Origin of the sequence: Rhodoferax saidenbachensis (assembly GCF_001955715.1) — a bacterium.
GTDB classification, from domain to species: domain Bacteria; phylum Pseudomonadota; class Gammaproteobacteria; order Burkholderiales; family Burkholderiaceae_C; genus Allorhodoferax; species Allorhodoferax saidenbachensis.
In genome coordinates, this window is record NZ_CP019239.1 from 2,485,681 (window position 1) to 2,505,608 (window position 19,928).

At 58.7% G+C, this 19,928-nt stretch carries 20 protein-coding genes and 2 pseudogenes; 6 read left to right on the forward strand and 16 right to left on the reverse strand.

Annotated elements, in window-relative coordinates; all coding sequences use genetic code 11:
* Positions 1-2: 2 nt before the first annotated feature.
* From RS694_RS20500 to scpA, 6 genes and pseudogenes are all read right to left on the reverse strand, one after another.
* On the reverse strand, positions 3-500 hold the full coding sequence (locus RS694_RS20500) for a hypothetical protein (protein WP_152528877.1): 498 nt from the start codon (positions 498-500) through the stop codon (positions 3-5).
* Between the two features lie 72 nt (positions 501-572).
* Positions 573-863, reverse strand: coding sequence for a helix-hairpin-helix domain-containing protein (locus RS694_RS11905; RefSeq protein WP_029708978.1), 291 nt, complete (start codon positions 861-863; stop codon positions 573-575).
* A gap of 135 nt (positions 864-998) precedes the next feature.
* Positions 999-2,531: an acyl-CoA carboxylase subunit beta gene (locus tag RS694_RS11910; protein ID WP_029708979.1), complete on the reverse strand. Its 1,533-nt coding sequence runs from the start codon at positions 2,529-2,531 to the stop codon at positions 999-1,001.
* A 20-nt stretch (positions 2,532-2,551) separates the two neighbouring features.
* Entirely contained in the window at positions 2,552-3,652 is a 1,101-nt protein-coding gene (gene meaB / locus RS694_RS20280) for a methylmalonyl Co-A mutase-associated GTPase MeaB (protein WP_169731130.1), read from the reverse strand.
* A 216-nt stretch (positions 3,653-3,868) separates the two neighbouring features.
* A pseudogene (locus RS694_RS20865) lies at positions 3,869-4,075 on the reverse strand (GIY-YIG nuclease family protein); the annotation flags it as partial.
* A 120-nt stretch (positions 4,076-4,195) separates the two neighbouring features.
* Positions 4,196-6,367 (reverse strand): methylmalonyl-CoA mutase, encoded by a 2,172-nt coding sequence (gene scpA / locus RS694_RS11925; RefSeq protein WP_029708981.1) that lies wholly within the window; start codon positions 6,365-6,367, stop codon positions 4,196-4,198.
* 106 nt (positions 6,368-6,473) lie between these two features.
* Between scpA and RS694_RS11930 the strand changes: the two genes are divergently transcribed.
* Positions 6,474-7,154, forward strand: coding sequence for a GntR family transcriptional regulator (locus tag RS694_RS11930; RefSeq protein ID WP_029708982.1), 681 nt, complete (start codon positions 6,474-6,476; stop codon positions 7,152-7,154).
* Between the two features lie 3 nt (positions 7,155-7,157).
* On the opposite strand, the gene RS694_RS11935 is transcribed toward RS694_RS11930, so the two are convergent.
* From RS694_RS11935 to RS694_RS11945, 3 genes are read right to left on the reverse strand one after another with little or no spacing between them, the layout of a single operon-like run.
* On the reverse strand, positions 7,158-7,574 hold the full coding sequence (locus tag RS694_RS11935) for a DCC1-like thiol-disulfide oxidoreductase family protein (RefSeq protein ID WP_029708983.1): 417 nt from the start codon (positions 7,572-7,574) through the stop codon (positions 7,158-7,160).
* 4 nt (positions 7,575-7,578) lie between these two features.
* Complete coding sequence (locus RS694_RS11940; RefSeq protein ID WP_076069625.1) at positions 7,579-8,832, reverse strand: acyl-CoA desaturase; 1,254 nt, start codon at positions 8,830-8,832, stop codon at positions 7,579-7,581.
* 27 nt (positions 8,833-8,859) lie between these two features.
* A complete protein-coding gene (locus RS694_RS11945; RefSeq protein WP_029708985.1) occupies positions 8,860-9,180 on the reverse strand; it encodes an ArsR/SmtB family transcription factor in 321 nt (106 codons plus the stop codon).
* Between the two features lie 93 nt (positions 9,181-9,273).
* On the opposite strand from RS694_RS11945, the pseudogene RS694_RS11950 reads away from it, so the two are divergent.
* Positions 9,274-9,489 (forward strand): annotated as a pseudogene (locus RS694_RS11950) (FCD domain-containing protein); the annotation flags it as partial.
* Positions 9,490-9,622: 133 nt separating this feature from the next.
* On the opposite strand, the gene RS694_RS11955 reads toward RS694_RS11950, so the two are convergent.
* Positions 9,623-10,588, reverse strand: a complete 966-nt coding sequence (locus RS694_RS11955; RefSeq protein WP_037247998.1) for a hypothetical protein — start codon at positions 10,586-10,588, stop codon at positions 9,623-9,625.
* 400 nt (positions 10,589-10,988) lie between these two features.
* Between RS694_RS11955 and RS694_RS11960 the strand changes: the two genes are divergently transcribed.
* From RS694_RS11960 to RS694_RS11970, 3 genes are all read left to right on the forward strand, one after another.
* Positions 10,989-11,336, forward strand: coding sequence for an NIPSNAP family protein (locus RS694_RS11960; protein ID WP_029708988.1), 348 nt, complete (start codon positions 10,989-10,991; stop codon positions 11,334-11,336).
* Positions 11,333-12,082 (forward strand): ArsR/SmtB family transcription factor, encoded by a 750-nt coding sequence (locus RS694_RS11965; RefSeq protein ID WP_051392039.1) that lies wholly within the window; start codon positions 11,333-11,335, stop codon positions 12,080-12,082. The genes RS694_RS11960 and RS694_RS11965 overlap by 4 nt, the downstream gene beginning before the upstream one ends.
* Positions 12,083-12,189: 107 nt before the next feature.
* The gene (locus tag RS694_RS11970) at positions 12,190-13,221 is read left to right on the forward strand and encodes an IS30 family transposase (protein ID WP_029705989.1); all 1,032 of its coding nucleotides are present in this window, start codon (positions 12,190-12,192) and stop codon (positions 13,219-13,221) included.
* A gap of 112 nt (positions 13,222-13,333) precedes the next feature.
* Here RS694_RS11970 and RS694_RS11975 read toward each other — a convergent pair whose 3' ends face one another.
* Complete coding sequence (locus RS694_RS11975) at positions 13,334-14,371, reverse strand: alpha/beta fold hydrolase (protein ID WP_206538114.1); 1,038 nt, start codon at positions 14,369-14,371, stop codon at positions 13,334-13,336.
* Between the two features lie 95 nt (positions 14,372-14,466).
* Between RS694_RS11975 and RS694_RS11980 the strand changes: the two genes are divergently transcribed.
* Complete coding sequence (locus RS694_RS11980) at positions 14,467-15,048, forward strand: TetR/AcrR family transcriptional regulator (RefSeq protein WP_029708915.1); 582 nt, start codon at positions 14,467-14,469, stop codon at positions 15,046-15,048.
* A 249-nt stretch (positions 15,049-15,297) separates the two neighbouring features.
* On the opposite strand, the gene RS694_RS11985 is transcribed toward RS694_RS11980, so the two are convergent.
* From RS694_RS11985 to RS694_RS12005, 5 genes are read right to left on the reverse strand one after another with little or no spacing between them, the layout of a single operon-like run.
* Entirely contained in the window at positions 15,298-16,131 is an 834-nt protein-coding gene (locus tag RS694_RS11985) for an SDR family NAD(P)-dependent oxidoreductase (RefSeq protein WP_029708914.1), read from the reverse strand.
* A gap of 19 nt (positions 16,132-16,150) precedes the next feature.
* On the reverse strand, positions 16,151-16,807 hold the full coding sequence (locus tag RS694_RS11990) for a hypothetical protein (protein WP_029708913.1): 657 nt from the start codon (positions 16,805-16,807) through the stop codon (positions 16,151-16,153).
* On the reverse strand, positions 16,791-17,441 hold the full coding sequence (locus tag RS694_RS11995; RefSeq protein WP_029708912.1) for a class II aldolase/adducin family protein: 651 nt from the start codon (positions 17,439-17,441) through the stop codon (positions 16,791-16,793). Before RS694_RS11995 ends, RS694_RS11990 begins: the two co-directional genes overlap by 17 nt.
* A complete protein-coding gene (locus RS694_RS12000) occupies positions 17,438-19,024 on the reverse strand; it encodes a glycerol-3-phosphate dehydrogenase/oxidase (protein WP_029708911.1) in 1,587 nt (528 codons plus the stop codon). Before RS694_RS12000 ends, RS694_RS11995 begins: the two co-directional genes overlap by 4 nt.
* Positions 19,005-19,862: an aminoglycoside phosphotransferase family protein gene (locus RS694_RS12005; RefSeq protein WP_029708910.1), complete on the reverse strand. Its 858-nt coding sequence runs from the start codon at positions 19,860-19,862 to the stop codon at positions 19,005-19,007. The genes RS694_RS12000 and RS694_RS12005 overlap by 20 nt, the downstream gene beginning before the upstream one ends.
* Positions 19,863-19,928 lie beyond the last annotated feature (66 nt).

The window sequence follows — 19,928 nt, forward strand, 5'->3', positions numbered from 1 at the left end:
ATCTATTTGGAATGAGCGCAGGAGTACAGCCACTCCGTCTGCCACGTTCTTAACAAGGCTTTCCCAGGCGAAGGCATTTCTTTTGCATAAATGAAGTTAATCATTTCATCAATTAGTGGGGCTGATGAAACATTGAGAGAGGCAGCTATGCTCTTTGGATGACCATTCACACGCATAAGATAAGCAGGCCTCAATAGCGTCAGACTTGTTCGACATGCCGAAATTCGATCATGGCTCAACTTCGAATCAATCCGTGCAAGACAAGTGACAAGAGCCTGACTAGAGAAGTCTTTCTCAACATTCGATTTATCCACCAGTTCAAGATTTGAAGAATTCAAGCTGCGACGCAGCGTCTGAATTTGGGCAGCATACTGAGAGTCGTTTCCAAGAATCACCAAATCCTCGACAACAGTGCATTGCTCCCACGCGTCATTGGATGCATGTGCAATGTTTGACGAAAACGCAACATAGCAAGCGATCAGCCCAACTAGAGTTCTCATGATTTGGATGAGAGGGCTCTCGTGCTTCCACCACGGTTAGCAATATAGTTTTTTTCGACCATTCGTCATCTCCTATTCGGGAGTCAGTTTTTGCACTTTGCGCAGCGGCGTGAAGTGCCACCAGGGTTGTGCGGGGCCACCGTTCATGAAATCTTTGGCGGCCAGAAAAGTATCGAGAACGCAGGGGTCGTGGCGCTTGCCCATGGGCGTGCGCAATGCCTCAAACGTTGCAACGGGGTCCATCGCCGCCACATCGGCAGGCGTATTGACGCCCAGACCACGCAAGTCCTGCGCGATGGACTTTCCGACATTCGGGATGTCCGTCAGCACTTTGGCTTGTGAAGCGTGCACCGCCTTAGGCATACCACCCCTTCACGAGTGGTCTGCCTGGCCGTTTTGCGCAGGTAAAGGAGGAGCGCGCAGCGCGGGGGACACGGAGCAAAACGGTCGGGCAGACCGCTCGTGCGCACCGCAAACCAACGCTCGCCGTGCGCATGATCACAGCGGAATGTTCCCGTGCTTGCGCCACGGGTTTTCCAACTTCTTGTCTTTGAGCATCACCAGGCTGCGGCAGATGCGTTTACGGGTTTCGTGCGGCAGGATCACGTCGTCGATAAAGCCGCGTGCGCCGGCCACGAACGGGTTCGCAAAGCGGGCCTTGTATTCGGCTTCCTTCGCGGCCAGCTTGGCGGGGTCGCCCTTGTCTTCGCGGAAGATGATTTCCACCGCGCCCTTGGCCCCCATCACCGCGATCTCGGCGTTGGGCCAGGCGAAATTCACATCGCCGCGCAGGTGCTTGGACGCCATCACGTCGTACGCGCCGCCATAGGCCTTGCGCGTGATCACCGTGATCTTGGGCACGGTGCACTCGGCATACGCATAGAGCAGCTTCGCGCCATGCTTGATGATGCCGCCGTACTCCTGGCTGGTGCCGGGCATGAAGCCGGGCACGTCCACAAACGTGATCACCGGGATGTTGAACGCATCGCAGAAGCGCACAAAGCGCGCGGCTTTGATACTGCTCTTGATGTCCAGGCAGCCTGCCAACACCAGCGGCTGGTTGGCCACGATGCCCACGGTCTGACCATCCATGCGCGCAAAACCAATGATGATGTTCTTCGCGTACTCCGGCTGAATCTCAAAGAAGTCGCCATCGTCCACCGTCTTGACGATCAGCTCCTTCATGTCATACGGCTTGTTCGGGTTGTCCGGCACCAGCGTGTCCAGGCTCGCGTCCATGCGGTCCAGCGGATCACCGCTCTTGCGCACGGGCGCTTTCTCGCGGTTGCTTAAGGGGAGGTAGTTGTACAGGCGGCGCAGCATCAGCAGCGCTTCCACATCATTCTCAAACGCCAGATCAGCCACGCCGCTCTTGGTCGTGTGCGTGATTGCGCCGCCCAATTCTTCGGCGGTCACTTCTTCGTGCGTCACGGTCTTCACCACTTCGGGGCCGGTGACGAACATGTAGCTGGAGTCTTTCACCATGAAGATGAAGTCGGTCATCGCAGGCGAATACACCGCACCACCTGCGCTTGGGCCCATGATCATGCTGATCTGCGGAATCACGCCGCTGGCCATCACATTGCGCTGGAACACGTCGGCATAGCCGCCCAAGGAGGCCACGCCTTCCTGAATGCGCGCACCGCCCGAATCGTTCAGGCCGATTACCGGCGCGCCCACCTTCATCGCCTGGTCCATCACCTTGCAAATCTTCTCGGCGTGCGCTTCGGAGAGTGCGCCGCCAAACACCGTGAAGTCCTGGCTGTAGACGAACACCAGGCGGCCGTTGATCATTCCGTAGCCGGTGACCACGCCATCGCCGGGAATCTTCTGGTCTTGCATACCGAAGTCCACGCAGCGGTGTTCGACAAACATGTCCCACTCTTCAAAAGTGCCTTCGTCCAGCAAAATCTCCAGCCGCTCGCGCGCCGTCAGCTTGCCCTTTTTGTGTTGCGCGGCGATGCGTTTTTCGCCGCCGCCCTGGCGCGCGAGTTCGCGCTTGGCTTCCAGTTGTTCAAGAATGTCTTGCATGGGGGTTCTTCTTTCCGAAACTAAAAATCCGTTCGCCCTGAGCCTGTCGAAGGGCTTGCAATGGTGTTCGCATGGGCTTCGACAGGCTCAGCCCGAACGGCGTGGGTGGGCTCAGCCCTAACGGTAAAAACTTGACTTGCGGCTGCGAGCAGATTTCGTGCTGCAGTGCTGGCGGCCATCTGGCCGGACTGCACCGCTTTGGTCAGTTGCGGCAGTTGCTCGCGCACTGCCGGATTGTTCTTGAACGATTGCTTGAGCCCAGCGTCAATGCGCTCCCACATCCACGCCAAAGACTGGTTTTGACGGCGACTCGCCAGATTGCCGTTGGCGGTTTGCAGAGTTTGAAACTCGGACACCGCAGTCCAGAACTTGTCCACGCCCTGGCCCATCAAGGCGCTGAGTGAAATGACTTTCGGCGACCAATGTTTATCGCTGTGCGGATCGTTCGGGTTGCCGTGCATGCCCAGCAGCCGCAGGCTCGACGTGATCAGCGCCTGCGCGCGCGTTGCGGCGTCGGCGTCGATGTCGGCCTTGTTGATGACTACCAAGTCGGCCAGCTCCATCACGCCCTTCTTGATCGCCTGCAAGTCGTCGCCCGCATTGGGTAACTGCATCAGCACAAACATGTCCGACATGCCCTGCACCGCAGTCTCGCTCTGTCCCACGCCCACGGTTTCGACGATCACGATGTCGTAGCCCGCCGCTTCGCAAACCAGCATGGCCTCGCGCGTCTTTTCGGCCACACCGCCCAGCGTGCCACTGCTGGGGCTCGGGCGGATATACGCCTTCTCGTGCATCGAGAGCTTTTCCATCCGCGTCTTGTCGCCCAGGATGGAGCCGCCCGACACTGTGCTCGACGGGTCAATCGTCAACACCGCCACGCGGTGGCCCTTGTCAATCAGGTACAGGCCCAGCACTTCAATGAACGTGCTCTTGCCCACGCCCGGCACGCCGCTGATGCCAAGCCGCAGAGACTTGCCGGTGTGCGGCAGCAAGGCAGTCAGCAACTCGTCGGCCTGCGCGCGGTGGTCGGTGCGGGTGGATTCCAGCAGCGTGATGGCTTTAGCAATCGCGCGGCGTTGCTGATTGGCCGCACCGGTGTCCAGAACTGCGCCGACCAACCCACTCCGTTCGCCCTGAGCCTGTCGAAGGGTTGCAAGGGCTTCGACAGGCTCAGCCCGAACGGGACGCTGCCCTTCGACAGAGCCTGTCCTGAGCTTGTCGAAGGGCTCAGGGCGAACGGTGAGATTGGTGATTCGAACGGGATTTTTTGATTTCGCCAATTCTTGGACCAGCTCCCAATCGCCAGCTATCAACGCCTCTTTCTTCACCCGCGACCAACCCTTGATCTGCTGCTCAAACGCAATCGCGCCCTCGCGCGTATCAAACTCTCCTTGCCAAACGAGTTGCACCGGCTTGCGTGTCAAGGTGTATCCGATCTCACCGGCGTCATGCTGCTGCAAACGTGACGCAATGTCGTCGGTTTGGCCACAGTAGTACGAGTTGTCGGAGCAGCGCAGCAAATAAACGAAGAAGGGGCGCATGGGTTCTAGGATTGGCTCAGGGCTTCGACAGGCTCAGCCCGAACGGGGTGGGACTCAACCCAAGGGGAAGGGGGCTCAGCCCGACCACCGGCTCAAACGCCAAACGGGAATGCAAAGCCATCAGGCCAGCGCCTTTTCAATCTGGCTCAGCACGTCGCGCGCGCTTACCGGGATCGGCGTGCCCGGGCCGTAGATGCCTTTGACGCCTGCGGCGTACAAAAAGTCGTAGTCCTGGCGCGGGATCACGCCGCCGACGAAAACGATGATGTCGTCGGCGCCCTGCTTTTTCAGCTCGGCAATGATGGCGGGTACCAGCGTCTTGTGGCCTGCGGCAAGTGTGGAAACGCCGACCGCGTGCACGTCGTTTTCAATCGCCTGGCGGGCGCATTCTTCGGGGGTCTGGAACAGCGGGCCCATGTCCACGTCAAAGCCCAGGTCGGCAAACGCGGTGGCTACCACTTTGGCGCCGCGGTCGTGGCCGTCCTGGCCCAGCTTGCTGATCATCACGCGCGGGCGGCGGCCCTGTTTCTCGGCGAAGCCTGCAATGTCGGCCTTCAACACGTTCCAGTATTCCATCGTGTCTCCATTGGAAGAGTCGTAAGCCGCAGCGTACACGCCCGAGACCTTGTTGGTATCGGCGCGGTGGCGGCCAAAGGCTTTCTCCAAAGCGTCGCTCACTTCGCCCACGGTGGCGCGCAGGCGCACGGCCTGAATCGTCAGGTCCAGCAGGTTGCCCGTGCCGTTCTCTGCTGCAAAAGTGATAGCTGCCAGCGCACTGTCTACGCGGGCTGCGTCACGATTTGCCTTGATATTTTGCAGCCGCGCAATCTGCCCGTCGCGCACCGCGACGTTGTCGATATCGCGCGCTTCAATCACGTCTTCGGTCTTCAGCTTGTATTTGTTGACGCCCACGATCACGTCCTGCCCGCTGTCGATGCGCGCCTGCTTTTCGGCGGCGGCGGCTTCGATCTTCAGCTTGGCCCAGCCGCTGTCCACGGCCTTGGTCATGCCGCCCATGGCCTCGACTTCTTCGATGATGGTCCAGGCCGCGTCGGCCATGTCCTGCGTCAGCTTTTCCATCATGTAGCTGCCCGCCCACGGGTCGATCACGTTGGTGATGTGCGTCTCTTCCTGGATGATGAGCTGCGTGTTGCGGGCAATGCGCGCGCTGAACTCAGTGGGCAGCGCAATGGCTTCGTCAAAGCTGTTGGTGTGCAGGCTTTGCGTGCCGCCAAACACCGCGGCCATCGCCTCGATGGTGGTGCGCACCACGTTGTTGTACGGGTCTTGCTCGGTCAGGCTCCAGCCGCTGGTCTGGCAGTGCGTGCGCAGCATCAGGCTCTTGGGCGCCTTCGCGTCAAAGCCCTTCATGATGCGGCACCACAGCAGCCGCGCCGCGCGCATCTTGGCAACCTCCAGATAGAAGTTCATGCCAATCGCCCAGAAGAACGACAGGCGCCCGGCAAACTCGTCCACGTCCAGCCCGGTGGCAATCGCTGTCTTCACATACTCCTTGCCGTCGGCCAGCGTAAAGGCCAGCTCCAGCGCCTGGTTCGCGCCCGCCTCCTGCATGTGATAACCCGAGATGCTGATCGAGTTGAACTTGGGCATGTTCTTGGCCGTGTAGCCAATGATGTCGCCGATGATGCGCATGCTGGGCGCGGGCGGGTAGATGTAGGTGTTGCGCACCATGAACTCTTTCAGAATGTCGTTCTGAATCGTTCCGCTCAACTGGTCCTGGCTCACGCCCTGCTCTTCGGCCGCCACCACATAGCCCGCCAACACCGGCAACACCGCGCCGTTCATCGTCATCGAGACCGATACCTTGTCCAGCGGAATCTGGTCGAACAGGATCTTCATGTCCTCGACCGAATCAATCGCCACACCGGCCTTGCCCACGTCGCCGGTTACGCGCGGATGGTCGCTGTCATAGCCGCGGTGCGTTGCCAGATCGAACGCCACGCTCACGCCCTGCCCGCCTGCGGCCAGCGCCTTGCGGTAGAAGGCGTTGGACTCTTCGGCGGTAGAGAAGCCCGCGTACTGGCGGATCGTCCAGGGGCGCACGGCGTACATCGTTGCCTGCGGGCCGCGCAGGTAGGGCTCAAAGCCCGGCAGCGTGTCAGCGTGCTGCAAGTGGGCCGTGTCTGCCGCCGTATAGAGGGGTTTGACCGCGATGCCATCGGGCGTGATCCAGTTCAGCGCGTCCACATTGCCGCCGGGAGCGGACTTGGCGGCGGCTTTGGCCCAGGCGTCCAGCGTGGCGGTTTTGAATTCGGGAGTTTTATCGGTCATGTGCTGTATCCGCCGGGGTCAGCCCAGACGGTTTCAAAAGGTACGCAGAGTTTACATTATTCATAATTATGAATTCAGAATACGTATTTTCACTTACACTTTGGGCATGACGGCCGTCTCTACTGCTCCCTTAGCCAGCAAATCACTCGCGCCACGCCCGCTTTATGAAGAAGTGGCCGAGCTGCTGCGCCAGCGCATTTTCAAGCGCGAGCTGGAACCTGGCAACTGGATTGACGAATTAAAAATCGCCGAGGAATACGGCATCAGCCGCACCCCCCTGCGCGAGGCGCTGAAAGTATTGGCCGCCGAAGGCCTGGTGACCATGAAGGTACGCCGTGGCGCCTATGTGACCGAGGTGTCCAAGACCGACCTGAGCGATGTGTACCACCTGCTCAGCCTGCTGGAGAGCGACGCGGCGGGCGTTGTCGCCACCAAGGCCACCGATGCTGAACTGGCGGAGTTGAAAGCGATCCACAAAGAGCTGGAGATTGCGGCGAAACCCATTGCTGCCGGCAAGGCCAACACAGATGAGTTCTTCGCGACAAATGAGCGCTTTCACATGCGCCTGCTCGCCATCGCCAACAACCGCTGGCGCGACCAGATGGTGGCCGACCTGCGCAAGGTCATGAAACTCAACCGCCACAACTCCCTGCTCAAAACCGGCCGCATCGCCGAGTCACTGGCCGAGCATCAGGCCATCATGCTGGCCCTGACTTCGCGAGATGCAGTGTTGACGCAGCAGCGCATGCGGGAGCATTTTGCGAATGGGTTGGAGGCGGCGGAGTAGCACCTAAAACCGCGCGTTGCCCGCTATGCCTAAATTATTGATCTTGGTCTTACGCAATAATTTCAGCAGCAGATTGCGACAACTGCGCAACACGGGATACAGCACTGCTGCACGCCATGGCGACTTGAAGAGCCAGTAGTTCAGGCGATTGAAAATGCCAGATGTGCTGCCAATCAGCGCCAGAGCGTGGATTGCGTCTGCGCCGTAATACAGCACACCGCCGAGTTTGACGACCATGCCCTGGTCGATGTCCCAACCGAGGTTGGTGATTTCAGCCAGCACCGGATCATTCGATCGCGCATCCACCAAAACCAACTCCCCCACCGTTTCGCGAATGCGGACCACACGGCAATAGTTGTCGCAAGCAGGGCACTCCGCGTCGTAGACCAGCAAAACAACGGGGCGCGAATTGGTACTCATGCGTTCAAACTCCTACCAAGGTCCGTCCGCGTTCCCAAGAGAATGCAAAGGGCAACAGCACCAGAGCCAGACCTTTGAACAGTCCCGTACGTGTGCACATTGCGATGCATAGAGCGGGCAAGCCTTGTATGCGAGCTTGCCCATAGTGCAGTGACAGCCTTCGCAACGACGGGTCGTGGTCAAAGTGCACTCTTGCGCCAACCAGCGTTTGCAAAAAATGCGCTGAGATGTGGGCTGCGGGGCCAGTTATGCGCGCATCTGGATACGGTCGAACACTACCAGCGCGCCTGCACAACGCAAACAGTTGAGCCAGCCCGAAAGACGATCCGGCGGCGGACCAGGCAGCCAACCGACAGGTTCGGAGTTCCTTGCGTAGCGGCAGATCTTCTGGCAAACGGACGCTCCAGACCCAACCCAGCTTTTGGAACACCACCAAGGCCCACCAGCCTGGGTCCCATTCGCCAGCGAACAGTCCCAACTTCGCGGAGCCCGGATATGCATGATGATTGTTGTGCCACGACTCGCCCATGGTGAGCAAAGAAGTCCAGCGGATATTGCGTCCTTGAACTGCCGCATCCTGCACTTCGTAATTCATGTCCCCGTGGTTGTGGGCAAAGTACCCAATCAACCAGTGGCCTAACACGCCAGCCGTTACGCGTGCACAAACACCCCAGTAAACATAAGCCCAGCCTCCCAGCCAATACAAAAGCAGTGCCGGCGGCAATTGCTGAAGCATCCAGGTGCGCTCCAGCCAAAGGAAGAAGCGGTCGTTTGCTACACGCGGCTCAATATGGATTTCCGGTGGATGGGCCAAATGCAATTCACAGCAAAGCTGCCACCACGCATCTCGCCAGAAGGAGCTGCCATGTCGCAAATACGGATGGCAGTCCGACAGGCGCTGCGCGAAGTCACGCAGTTCGTGTTGGCGCATCAGCCCGAGCGGCCCTGCCAGGCCAACCTGTACACCAAGATAGACCAATATGTTTTCCAGCCACTTGGGACATTGGTAACTGTTGTGGATCAGCTTGCGATGGCTACCCAATGAATGACCTAACAGCAGAACCGCTCCCGTCACCAACACGAATACGGCAAATGCATCCCAGCGCAACGTTGCCATCCCACCAACAAGCGCAGCGCCCGCCATGCCAACAAACCAAAGAAACTTGGTCCATGACAACTCAACGGTGCCCTGAAGCACACTTGTTGCCTGATCCAATTGAACACGGTGGGACTTCAGACTTAGAGGAATTTCAGACATATCGAGTCCTTTACAACAAGCAATGGGTTATGGCTTCTGTTTGCCTTTTGCCAGCGCGCGCGACTCCTTCTTCAACGGGCCGGCTACAGGGCAAAGCTCAAATGCGAAGCCTGTGAGGCTGGTGACAAGGTTGTCCGCATTGAGGCGATACATCACAAACGAACCTTGGCGTTCACTAATCACCAGCCCAGCGTTTTCAAGCACTGACAGGTGACGAGAAATAGCCGGCGTACTCATTGCAAAACGCTCGGCCAGTTGCGAGGTGCTCAGCTCCGCTTCAGACAAATAGGCCAGGATTTGGCGGCGCGGGCTGGATGCCAAGGCTTCAAAGACTTTATCGATGGACATGAATATAAATTAACTTATTTGTTAATTAGTTTATTCGAAATTGAAGGCGTGTCAACTGGTCGAAAGTAATTCAACCGAATCGAAGTAAGTCAGATATCTAGCAACTGCTGGCATGACCAGATGGTGGCCGACCTGCGCAAGGTCATGAAGCTCAACCGCCACAACTCCCTGCTCAAGACCGGCCGCATCGCCGAGTCACTGGCTGAACATCAAGCCATCATGGCCGCGCTGCTGGCGCGGGATGCGGGGCGCAGCACGCAGGAAAGGATGCGGGAGCATTTTGCGAATGGGTTGGAGGCGGCGGAGTAGATATCCTATGCAGCACGTACGCTAGGTTCGCAACCGTAATTCACGCCAGACCGACCGATTGCCAATGTGTTGTGTTTTTTATTACTCTATGCAGGGTGACGAAACCAAAAGAAATACGATGCGTGCATCGCGCCTAACTAGGCCTTTTTTCATCCCGGCCATCAAGAATTTCCCCCGGCTTGTAACGATCGCAATAGACCTCAACGCCAAGCTTCATGAACAACGCCGTCACTGGCACCGCAACCGCTTTTGCAGCAAACCCCAAATCAAGTAGTGCGGCTGACACGGCGATCGCATAATATTTTTTATTCAATACATGCGCCATCCCGTTGGTATACCAAGCCTTGTATATCTCACTTTGAGGATCACAAAGCGACGTCCAGATCACTAGCTTTAGCGAAGCGAAGAAGCTGCGACCTTGCTCCACTTTTTTCTCAAGCATGGCTGGAGCTGGCAAATACAAGACCTCAGTCATGGTTAGCTTTTCTCGAGAAGCCCTATCTACACGAAATACAAATTCAATGACGTCACGCGGCAAGGCCGCTGCAATTTGTGCGTAAAGCTCGTCTTCAGTTTTAGTCTTCACGGCTTCGATAGCCTCTGCATCGATTGAGTCCGGCAACAATGGCTCGTGCAGACGATCACGTACAGCCGATATATAACTTTCGAGCTGATAGCGGGAGGTCACGCTTTCAATAAAACTCCGCCTACGTGCTGCATCCTTAATCGACTTTCCTTGCAACACCTTTGCAATCAATGGTTCAGCCTCGGATATCTTTTTTTGCCGAATCAAGCAAACGACAAGCAGTGCCTTGGCCTCCAAATGAACGCGTGTACTTTCGGCTGTTTTCGCGCAGATTCCGCGAAAACCGGCCTCGGCCGTAAAGAGTTCTCCAGCATTTAATGCCGCCTCAAAGAGCCAAGTCTTTGACCGCATCAATCGAGTTTCGTGACCGGTTGCACGAAGCAGGATTTGGATATCTTTTGCTATCTCTTTCGCTTGCTGGTAATCCGCTGCATAAACCGCTGCTCGAAGTGCGGGTTCAAGTACGGAAAGGCGTGTCTTCTGTTCATTTGTTAGGGACGGCGGGTTTGGCATAGCAATTCGTTCAGCTTGCCATCACCGTCAAACTTGGCTTACCAGCAATATTCCCCTGCACCATGATTGCCTCCCAGCATTCTTTAAGTGCTCGATTTATAACTCAATCGTGAGCCTAGTGGGGTTGCGATCCTCAACAAAAAGGCCGGGGTGTCAGTTGGACATGCAAACAAAATCGGGCTCCAGAGTCCACGGAATTTGCGTAGGCCGCTTCTCTTTTGATAGCGAACACCATCGATAACCCAGTAACTCTGGTGCAGCAGCAGTGATACTAGCGGGGCATCGCGCACTTTCTCTGGCGAATTTCCGCTAACAGCCTTACCCATCATTTCGTCACCCACCAAAGCATTCCCCGCATTCGTCCTTGAGACTCCTCTCATCACCAGCCAGAGGAGCCGCCATGACCATCACCTGTTTCATCCGCTACGAAATCGACCCGTTCAAGAAAGACCAGTTCACGGCCTATGCTGAAAACTGGGCCCGCATCATCCCCCGGCTGGGTGGGCATTTGCTGGGCTACTTTGTGCCGCATGAGGGCAGCAACTACGAGGCGTGGGGGCTGATCTCCTTCGCCAGCCTGGCGGCGTATGAGGCCTACCGCCAGCGGTTGCGCGCGGACGATGAGGCGCAGGCGAACTTTGCGTTTGCGCAGCAGGAGCGTTTTATCCTGAAGGAAGAGCGCAGCTTCCCCCAGCCGGTGCCCGCCAGCTACCTGCGGGCACCCACCGGCTATATTGAAGCCGCATGAAATCCGCCCCCTTTACTGCCGCACCAGCTGCGCCGTCAGCCACACCCTACGAGCCCAAGCTGGCCAGCGTTGCCGCGGTGATTGCCGACGCCACGCGTGCGCGCATGCTCAGCTACCTGCTGGCGGGCGACTACGCCAGCGCGGGCGAGCTGGCGCGGGCCGCATCCGTCACGCCCGCCACGGCCAGCGGGCATTTGGGCAAGCTGATGGCGGCAGAGCTGCTGGTGTGCGAGCAGCGCGGGCGGCACCGCTACTACCGGCTTGCCGACGACGAAGTGGCCCACGCGCTGGAGGCGGTGGCGCTGATTGCCGAGCGCCGCACCCACACCGCCACCTGGGCCAACCCCACGCGCCAGCGGCTGCGCTTTGCCCGCTGCTGCTACGGGCACCTGGCGGGGCAACTGGGCGTGGAGCTGTTTTCGCAGCTCTTATCCAAAGAGTGGCTCGCGCCCGTCAGCGATGGCTACCTGCTCACCGCGCACGGCAAGGCCGCGCTGGATGCAATGGGCTTTGCGGTGGATGGCATGGACCAAGCCAAGCCGTCCACCCCCACCCGCGTGGCCTACCGCTGCCTCGATTGGTCCGAGCGCCGCGACCACATGGCGGGCAAGCTGCCCAAGGCGCTCTTGGCACACTGCCTGCAACAAGGCTGGCTGCGCCGCCATGACGGCGAACGCGCGCTGGAGGTCACGCCACTGGGCCGCAAGCACCTGGCGGGCTTGCTGCCGTCGGTTAACGCGCTTTAATGTTCAAAGGCGTTTCACTGGGTTTTATGAGTCAAATTGGCCTCTAGCCCCGGCTCGCTCAAAAGTGAAGTGCAACACACCGATTGAAACTTCAATAAGGTGTGTCCATGAAACTGAACCAAGAGTACAAACAGCTCGATTACAAAGAGCGCCAGACCATTGCTGTATGCCTTGAGCTCGGATTGAGTATCCGGGCGGTAGCCCGAGTACTGGGTCGTGCCCCCTCCACGGTGAGTCGTGAGATCAACCGAAACAGCGGTGCTGGTGCCTATAGTTGCCGATTCGCACAACAGCGCTTTGTGCGCAGGCGTCGCCACAGCAGACCGCCCCCGAAGCTGGTGGCGGGCAATGCCCTCTTCGCCTCTGTGCACGCCTTATTGCAACTGCGTTGGTCACCCCAGCAAATTGCCTCTCGCCTAGCTACACTGCATCCGCATGAGGCGCACCAACGCGTCTCTCACGAAACCATCTACAACGTCATCTACGCCCAACCCCGGGGTGAGCTGCGCCGCGAGCTCATTGCCTGTTTGCGTCTGGCCCGCACCAAGCGCTGGCCCCGTTCACGTGGCGAAGACCGCCGCGGTCAGATCGCTGATCTCTTGAGCATCCATGTACGTCCCCCGCAGGTTGAGGATCGACTGTTCCCTGGTCACTGGGAAGGTGACTTGATCAAAGGAGCAGGCAACCTCAGTGCTGTGGGCACCCTGGTAGAGCGCAGCACCCGGCTCCTGATGTTGGTAAAGCTGCCGCATCCCAACCCAGCCACTGCAGCCCACGTGCTGCAAGCGTTTACGGACAAGCTCAACGGTATTGCCAAGCCTATGCGCCAAACACTGACTTATGACCGGGGGCGTGAGATGGCTCACCATGCGCAATTGACAGCCAACACCGGGGTTGCCGTGTATTTCTGTGATCCGCACAGTCCTTGGCAGCGTGGCACCAATGAGAACACCAACGGTTTGGTACGACAGTTCCTGCCAAAGGGGACAGACCTGTCGGGTTACAGCCAGGAGCAACTCGACGGGATTGCTGACTTGATGAATGGACGGCCTCGCAAGACGCTGGGCTGGTTGACTCCGCTGGAGGTGTACGGCCAGTGGCTGGCCAAGCTTGAGCACTCTCCTGACTCCATCCAATAAACTCAGCTTGTGTTGCACTTGGATTTGACTCCGCCCCCCGTTGAATATGCGCAAGCAGCTTCTATTTTGATAGCAGACTCAGCAAAATCATGTACCAACGCCCCACCGCAAGCTATGTCTTTAACCAAGCTGCAATCGTCTTGTCCAAGTAGTCGGGTACTTCATGCTGAATGAAATGGCCAACTCCGGGGATTATTTTGACGGTGAGATTGCCGGGAGATTCCATCCATGATTTTTCCAATTCCATGGTGCTAACCAAAGCGTGGTGCTCCTCGCTTCCATGCAAATGCAAAACCGGGCATTTGATTGGGGCACTGTAAATCTTCTTCATGCTTGAATCAAAAAAGCTGAGCGCAACCTGAGACAAGGCGTAGTTGGCTTTGTAATAGTTCATCAGGGATGTGAGGGAGGATTTTGTGAATGCCTCGATGTATCGGCTTTTGGCCCGCGGGTCCAAAACCCAATAGGCCAAATCTTGCGGCGTTAAGTTGTCGCCTTTGCCTTGCGCCAAGAAGCGCGTGGCGTAGGCGCTGGCATCAAGCTGTGCGAGCGGATGGTTCCACGGGAGGAATTCCTTCTTGATGGCGCCGGGATGCGGGACGCTGAGAACGACAAGTTTCTCGACAAGGTCTGGGTTTTGCCCGGTAAAGAGCCACGACAAGGCGGCACCCCAGTCGTGTCCAACCAGGATGGCCTTGCGACCGTTGCTCTCTGCGCTGATCACGGCCCGGATGTCATCAAGCAGAACCGCAAACTTGTAGTTGTCGACACCTTCTGGCCGACCACTCATGTTGTAGCCACGCAGATCAACTGCGACCACCTGGTAGTCTTTTGAGAACGTCTGAATCTGATTTCGCCACGAATACCAAAAATCGGGGAAGCCGTGCACAAACACCATCAGCGGATTCTTGTTGGACCCCATCGTGACATAGTGGATTTTCGTTCCTGCGTTGTCTGCGTACTTGTGCAGAAGGTTGGGGTCCTTGTCGATATCAACGGCAGGTTCACTCAACAAGGGGGGGATTTTGTTGTGCCATATGGCATCGCTTGAAGTTTCCCCGTAAGCAGAACGAACAAACATGGCGGCTCCTAAAAATATGGCGTTGCGCCGATTGATGGTCATCGGAACGGCGGATTTGGAAATTGGCATAGAGACTTTCCAGTGAAACTGGTTTTAATAAGGTGATCACCATAGTATGGCGATCACCCTAGTAAAGTCAAGCGGTAGCGTAAAATGACACCCATATGCCACGTATCACTGACTCCCGCGTTCGCGCGATAGACGCCGCCGAGCGATTGTTTCGGATGCAGGGCTACGCTGCGACCGGATTGACGCAGATCCTGGAAGAGAGCGGCTCCCCGAAAGGATCCTTCTACTTTCACTTCCCGCGCGGCAAAACGCAGCTTGCTGAGGAAACGATCGATCGCTATGTTGCTAACAGAGCGACGTCGATTCGACAGATCTCCGAGAACACGCAAGGCGACGCTTTGGCCTTCGTCAAACAGCTTTGTAGCGCGGCCGCAGCAGACATGGTCGCTTCGGACTTCCAATATGGGTGTCTGATGCAAAACCTGGCGAATGAGCTGGCCGGGCTGGACGCTGCGTTAACCGAACGGATAGCGCGCGGATTTGTTGAGTCCACCAACATCGCTGTGGAGCATTTCCGGGGATGTGGCTTTACTCCCAAACGCGCAGCCTCCACCGCAACCGCGTTGACGGCTGCCCTTGAAGGTGCACGAACGATTGCACGGCTGGAACGCACACCTGCGGTGTTCAAGGCGCTGGCGGATGTGAGTGCCAAAGGTCTTGGTTCCAGAAGTGCTTAGCCCGCCGGGGCGGGCTGCTGCCTTCGATCAACGCGCTTTGATCTTCAAAGGTGTTTCGCTGGGTTTCAGGAGGGAAATTGGCCTGAAACCCGCATAGAACGTGCGTGAGCAGCTTCTATTTTTATAGCATTTCCTGTTCAGTCCTTGAGAACCACGGCCAAGTCGGCAAGCTTTTTTGCAAATGAATCTCTGCGCTTTGCGGCTTTCACCGCAGCTTCTACCTCGGCTCGCTTGAAGTCGGCGAGGCGTTCAGCGCGGGCGCGTCAAGGCGATTGCTGCTTTGACGGCGGCGCGCTTGAAGCCAATGGGTTCGATCAATAGGCGAAACAGGCCCGGCATGAGCATCACCAAGGCATTGCGCTTGGGCACCACCACGGTACTGCGGCGGCGCTCGATGCCATGCACGATGCCTGCCACCACGTCTTCCAGAGAAACCGTTTCCCACAGGCCACGCTGGTTGCCGCTCCAGAGTTTTTTGCCAGCATCGTCGTCCTGCATGCGCTCCAGCAACGGCGACGGGAAGAAGGTGGGGTACACACAGCCCACACCCACGTTCAGGTCGCGCAGCTCCAGCCGCACGCTGTTGCACAGAGCCGAAACGCCGGCCTTGCTGGCTGTGTAGTGGGCTTGCAAGGGCGAATGCACGAAGGCGGCCATGGAGCAAATGGCCATCAGGTAGCCCTGCTGCGCCTGCACATGCTGCAGGCTGGAACGGAAGGTTCGCCACACGCCGTTGAGGTTGATGTCGATGACCCGCTCAAAGGTGGGCGCGTCCATGTGGACCATGGGTGCGACGTGGTCAATGCCGGCATTGGCCAGCACCACATCCATGCGGCCAAAGTGACTCACTACCGCCGCCATGGCGTGCTCCAGTTCGTCATAAGACTGCACATCTGCACGGCACGCCAGGGCCACCTCTGCGCCGCCCAGTTCCTGGGCCAGGGCCTGCGCCTTGTCCATATCTCTGGCCAACAGGGCAATGCGCGCACCTTTGGCACGCAATGCCCGCGCCAAGGCGCTGCCCAGCGCGCCCGTTGCCCCCGTGATAACAACAACGCGGCCAGACAATTCGTAACGTGGCATAAGTCGAGACTCCTAAAAATTAATACCCTGCAGACTCTTGCGGCAGCAGCCCCTGGCGCACACGGCCTATGGCCTTTTGCTGGTCCTTGAACAGGCGGCGGTTGGCCACCCAGCGCACCAGCCACGGCAGGGCCTTGACACTGCGCCCCGTGGCGGTTGCCAGGCCAAACGCCTTGGCGCACTTTTCAAACAATTCGGCGTTGAGAACGAGGCGTTCCGCCGTCATACCCAGCACAACGGGTTGGCCGTATAGACACAGCGCATTCGTGCCATGGGAGAGTGCGGCCTGCAGGAGCGCATCGTTCACCGCCGGGAAAGGCATGGCGCCCAAGTGGCGCACCTGTTCATCAAAGATGCCTGGCATGCGCCCTCCCCACTCCGTCAGGTGCTGGCCATAACGGCCCACCCCGCTGGCGATGGCGCAGACGTCGGTACGGTGCTGGTAAATGGCTTGGTGGAGGCGAAGTTCCTCGTCCTGAAACACACCTCCGTCGATGGCAATACACAACGGTGCGGCATCGTCTGCCCGACCAAACCACAAGGCATGGGTCGCAGGCACGCGTAGGGACACCGCAGACCCCGGGCCATTGAACAAACCGTGGGCCCGCAGGCGGTCGCGGGTTTGCGCCCAGGCTGCAATCTCGGGCGGCTGTGGAGAACTAGCGTGCGAGGTCATCACAGATTTCCGTTAACAAATGGGCAAGTGCAGCGGGCATATTTTTTTCGTCATCGCGCCTTCGCTGGATCAACGCGCGAAGGTGGTTTTTTGCCAAAGCTTCGAGGTTCTCGATAGCCGCCATGGCTGTGGAACTGTCCTTGCCACAGCAAACCACCCCGTGGTTGCGCATCAAATAGGTGTTGACGTCGTCGCGCACGGCCCACTTCAGCTTGGCTGCAAGAAGGCCGGTGCCCGATGGGGCGTAGCCCACCACAGCGATGTGGGCGCCCAGCGAATCCTGCAGATGGGGTGGAACAGTCGGCGCATCACCCAGCAAGGCGCAGGCACTGGCCGTGGGCTGGTGGGTGTGGATCGTGCACCCTGCGTCGGGCCGCAGGCGCATCACATGGGCATGCAGGCTGCTTTCTACCGACGGGACCTTCGCGCCCTCGGTCTGCTTCAGGTTGCGCAAGGACAGCACACAAATATCCTCTGCAGACATCGTGGCGTAAGACGTGGCCGACGGCGTGACGGCCACGTGGGCTGCATCCAGGCGCAGCATGATGTTGCCACCGGTTCCTGCAAAGTAGCCTTGGTGCGAGAGCTGCTGGCACAAGTCCACCAGCAATTGGCGTTGCGGCTGGAACTTCATGCATCGCTCCCGGGCACGGGTGGAACGCTGTAATGCTGGCGGCAGATTTCCAGGTAGCGGGCTTCTTCCGCATGCCATTGGTCGTCCGCCCAGCCAAGTGCGGGCTGGGTCAACTCCCGGATCCGGGGCATATAGCTACGCCCGCCTTCTGCGAGCAATATCCCGATGCGGGTGCGGCGCAGCAGCAGGTCGTCCAGATGCTGGACATCTTCATGCGCGGCACACCACACCAGCTCGGCCCACAGCGTCTCCGTGCCGGGGATCAGGGTCAGCGTGCCGGGCTCTGCCGCCAACACCATGGCGCTGGCCGCATCACCATAGCGGCCCTGCAAACGTTGCCATTGCGCGGCGGAGAGGGAGTCTGGCACACCGAGGGACGGGTTGGGCTGCGTGAGGATGGGACCAGGCGGCCCGTCCAACTTCATCTGCGGAAACTTGGCTTTCGCGCGTTGCAGGGCATCCAGCGCAATGTGCTGGAAGGTGGTGAGCTTGCCGCCGCCGATGGTGATGAGCTCATCTTCGTGCCACACCACATGGTCACGCGACTCCGCAGACGGATCGGACGCACCCGAATCGACAACAGGCCGCACACCGGAGAACGTGGCGATGATGTCCTGGCGGCCTATCTGCAACGCAGGAAAGTAGTGCTGCACGGTCTCCAGCAGATAGTCCACCTCCCAGGGCGTGATGGATGCCTCTTTGCGCATGTCCTGGTCGTGGTCCAGGTCCGTGTTGCCGACAATCACGCGCCCCTGAAACGGTGCGATGAAACCCGGCCGGCGGTCTCTGGGGTGCTTCAGCACAATCGTTGCGTCGATGGGCAAACGCACGCGATCAAAGACCAAGTGGCTTCCACGCAGCGGCCGCAGGCGAGAATTTTTGTCATGCGCAACGTGCGCGCGGATGCCGTCAGACCAGGCGCCGGTGGCGGCAATCACCTGTTTGGCTTGGATGCGCAGCGGCTCCTGCGCTGACGACGTGGCAACTTGCACACCCCGCACCAGATTGCCTTCCCGGTGAAGCCCAACGACCGGTGCGTAGTTCAGGGCGACACCACCGGCTTTGCGGGCCTCCTGCAGAACACGCAGCGTCATGCGTGCATCGTCGGTCTGCCCTTCGTAGAAACAGATGCCACCTTTCAGATGGGGGGCGTGCAGGTCGGGGAATGCCTGTTGCACGGCCGCCAGAGGCATGCTGCGCCGCCAGCGCTTGCCCGCGATCAGGTCATATACAAACAGCCCCGCACGGATCAGCACTTCATCTGCCAATTGCCCTTTGTAGAGCGGCCAGAGCATGGGTTGCATGTCAATCAAACCGGTGAGTTCATGGCACAGTTTCTCGCGCTGGCGCACCGAGTGCCAGGTGACATTCATCTGGCCTTGCTGCAGGTAGCGCAGCCCGCCGTGCACCCACTTGCCGGAGCGGCTGGATGCGCCCCAGGCAAAGTCGCGTTGCTCCAGCAGCAGGCTGCGCAGGCCGGACCGCGCGGCCTCCCGCAACACCGATGCGCCGGTGATGCCACCGCCAATGACGACCAGGTCCCACGCCTGCCCTGCCGCCAACTCAAGCGCTTGGGAGCGCATGCACGGCCTCCAGAATCTTCTTTTGCAAACGCGCGACTTCGGTGGTGGCCTGCCAGGTGGCCAGGCGGTACACAATGATGGGCAGGTACCAGGCCTGAATTTGCGCCATCACATCAGCGGCTTCGAGGCCGCGCAGCGCCAGGTAATGCTGAAAGTAGCGCCGGTAGATGAACTTGCGTGCGGTGTTGTAGAGGATTTCCTGAAACCGCGTGATGCCGGGAAACAGCTCCGCTTCGGTGAACAGAAAGTAGGTCATGGCCAGGTCAGCACCCACCGCGCCCCGGGCCGCCGTGGCCCAGTCGATCACCGTTTCAACCTCTTTGGACTTCAGGATGTTGTCCGTATGAAAGTCCAGATGCAGCAGCGTGTTGCCGTTGGGCAGTTGAGCCACATAACTTAGCAGAGCGTCTTTATCGCTGCCCGACAGAAAGTCCATGGACGGGAGTGCGAGGCATTCTCCGATGATGGTTTTGATATCGCGCAGCTTCTGGGTTTCGCCCCCGTGCACCTGCGCATGCAGGCGCGCCAGTGCGCGGGGCAGCGCGAAGAAGTTCAAGGGATTGGTGTCGGCCCACGCGGTGAGCGTTTTGCCTGGAATTTTTTGCAGGATGAGCCCCCTGCGCCCTTCCACTTCCACCTCGCCATAACAACGCACTTGCGTTACGCCCAAAGCGTGCGCCTCCTGCAGGTTTTCTCTTTCCCAGTGGGCCGCTTCTGCCGGAAAGCCCGCGTGGAACAGCTTGAGCACCTGGCCTGGCGCCCAATCGAAAAGTTCGGCTGAGCGCGCGGTTACCCAGGGCGCACCCAGGCTTTGCAATGTTTTTTTATTCGTATCCATGGCATGTCTCCGACAAAGTCAAGGCAGATTCTGGCGGTACGGTGCGCTAAAGTATTGTCATTTGGT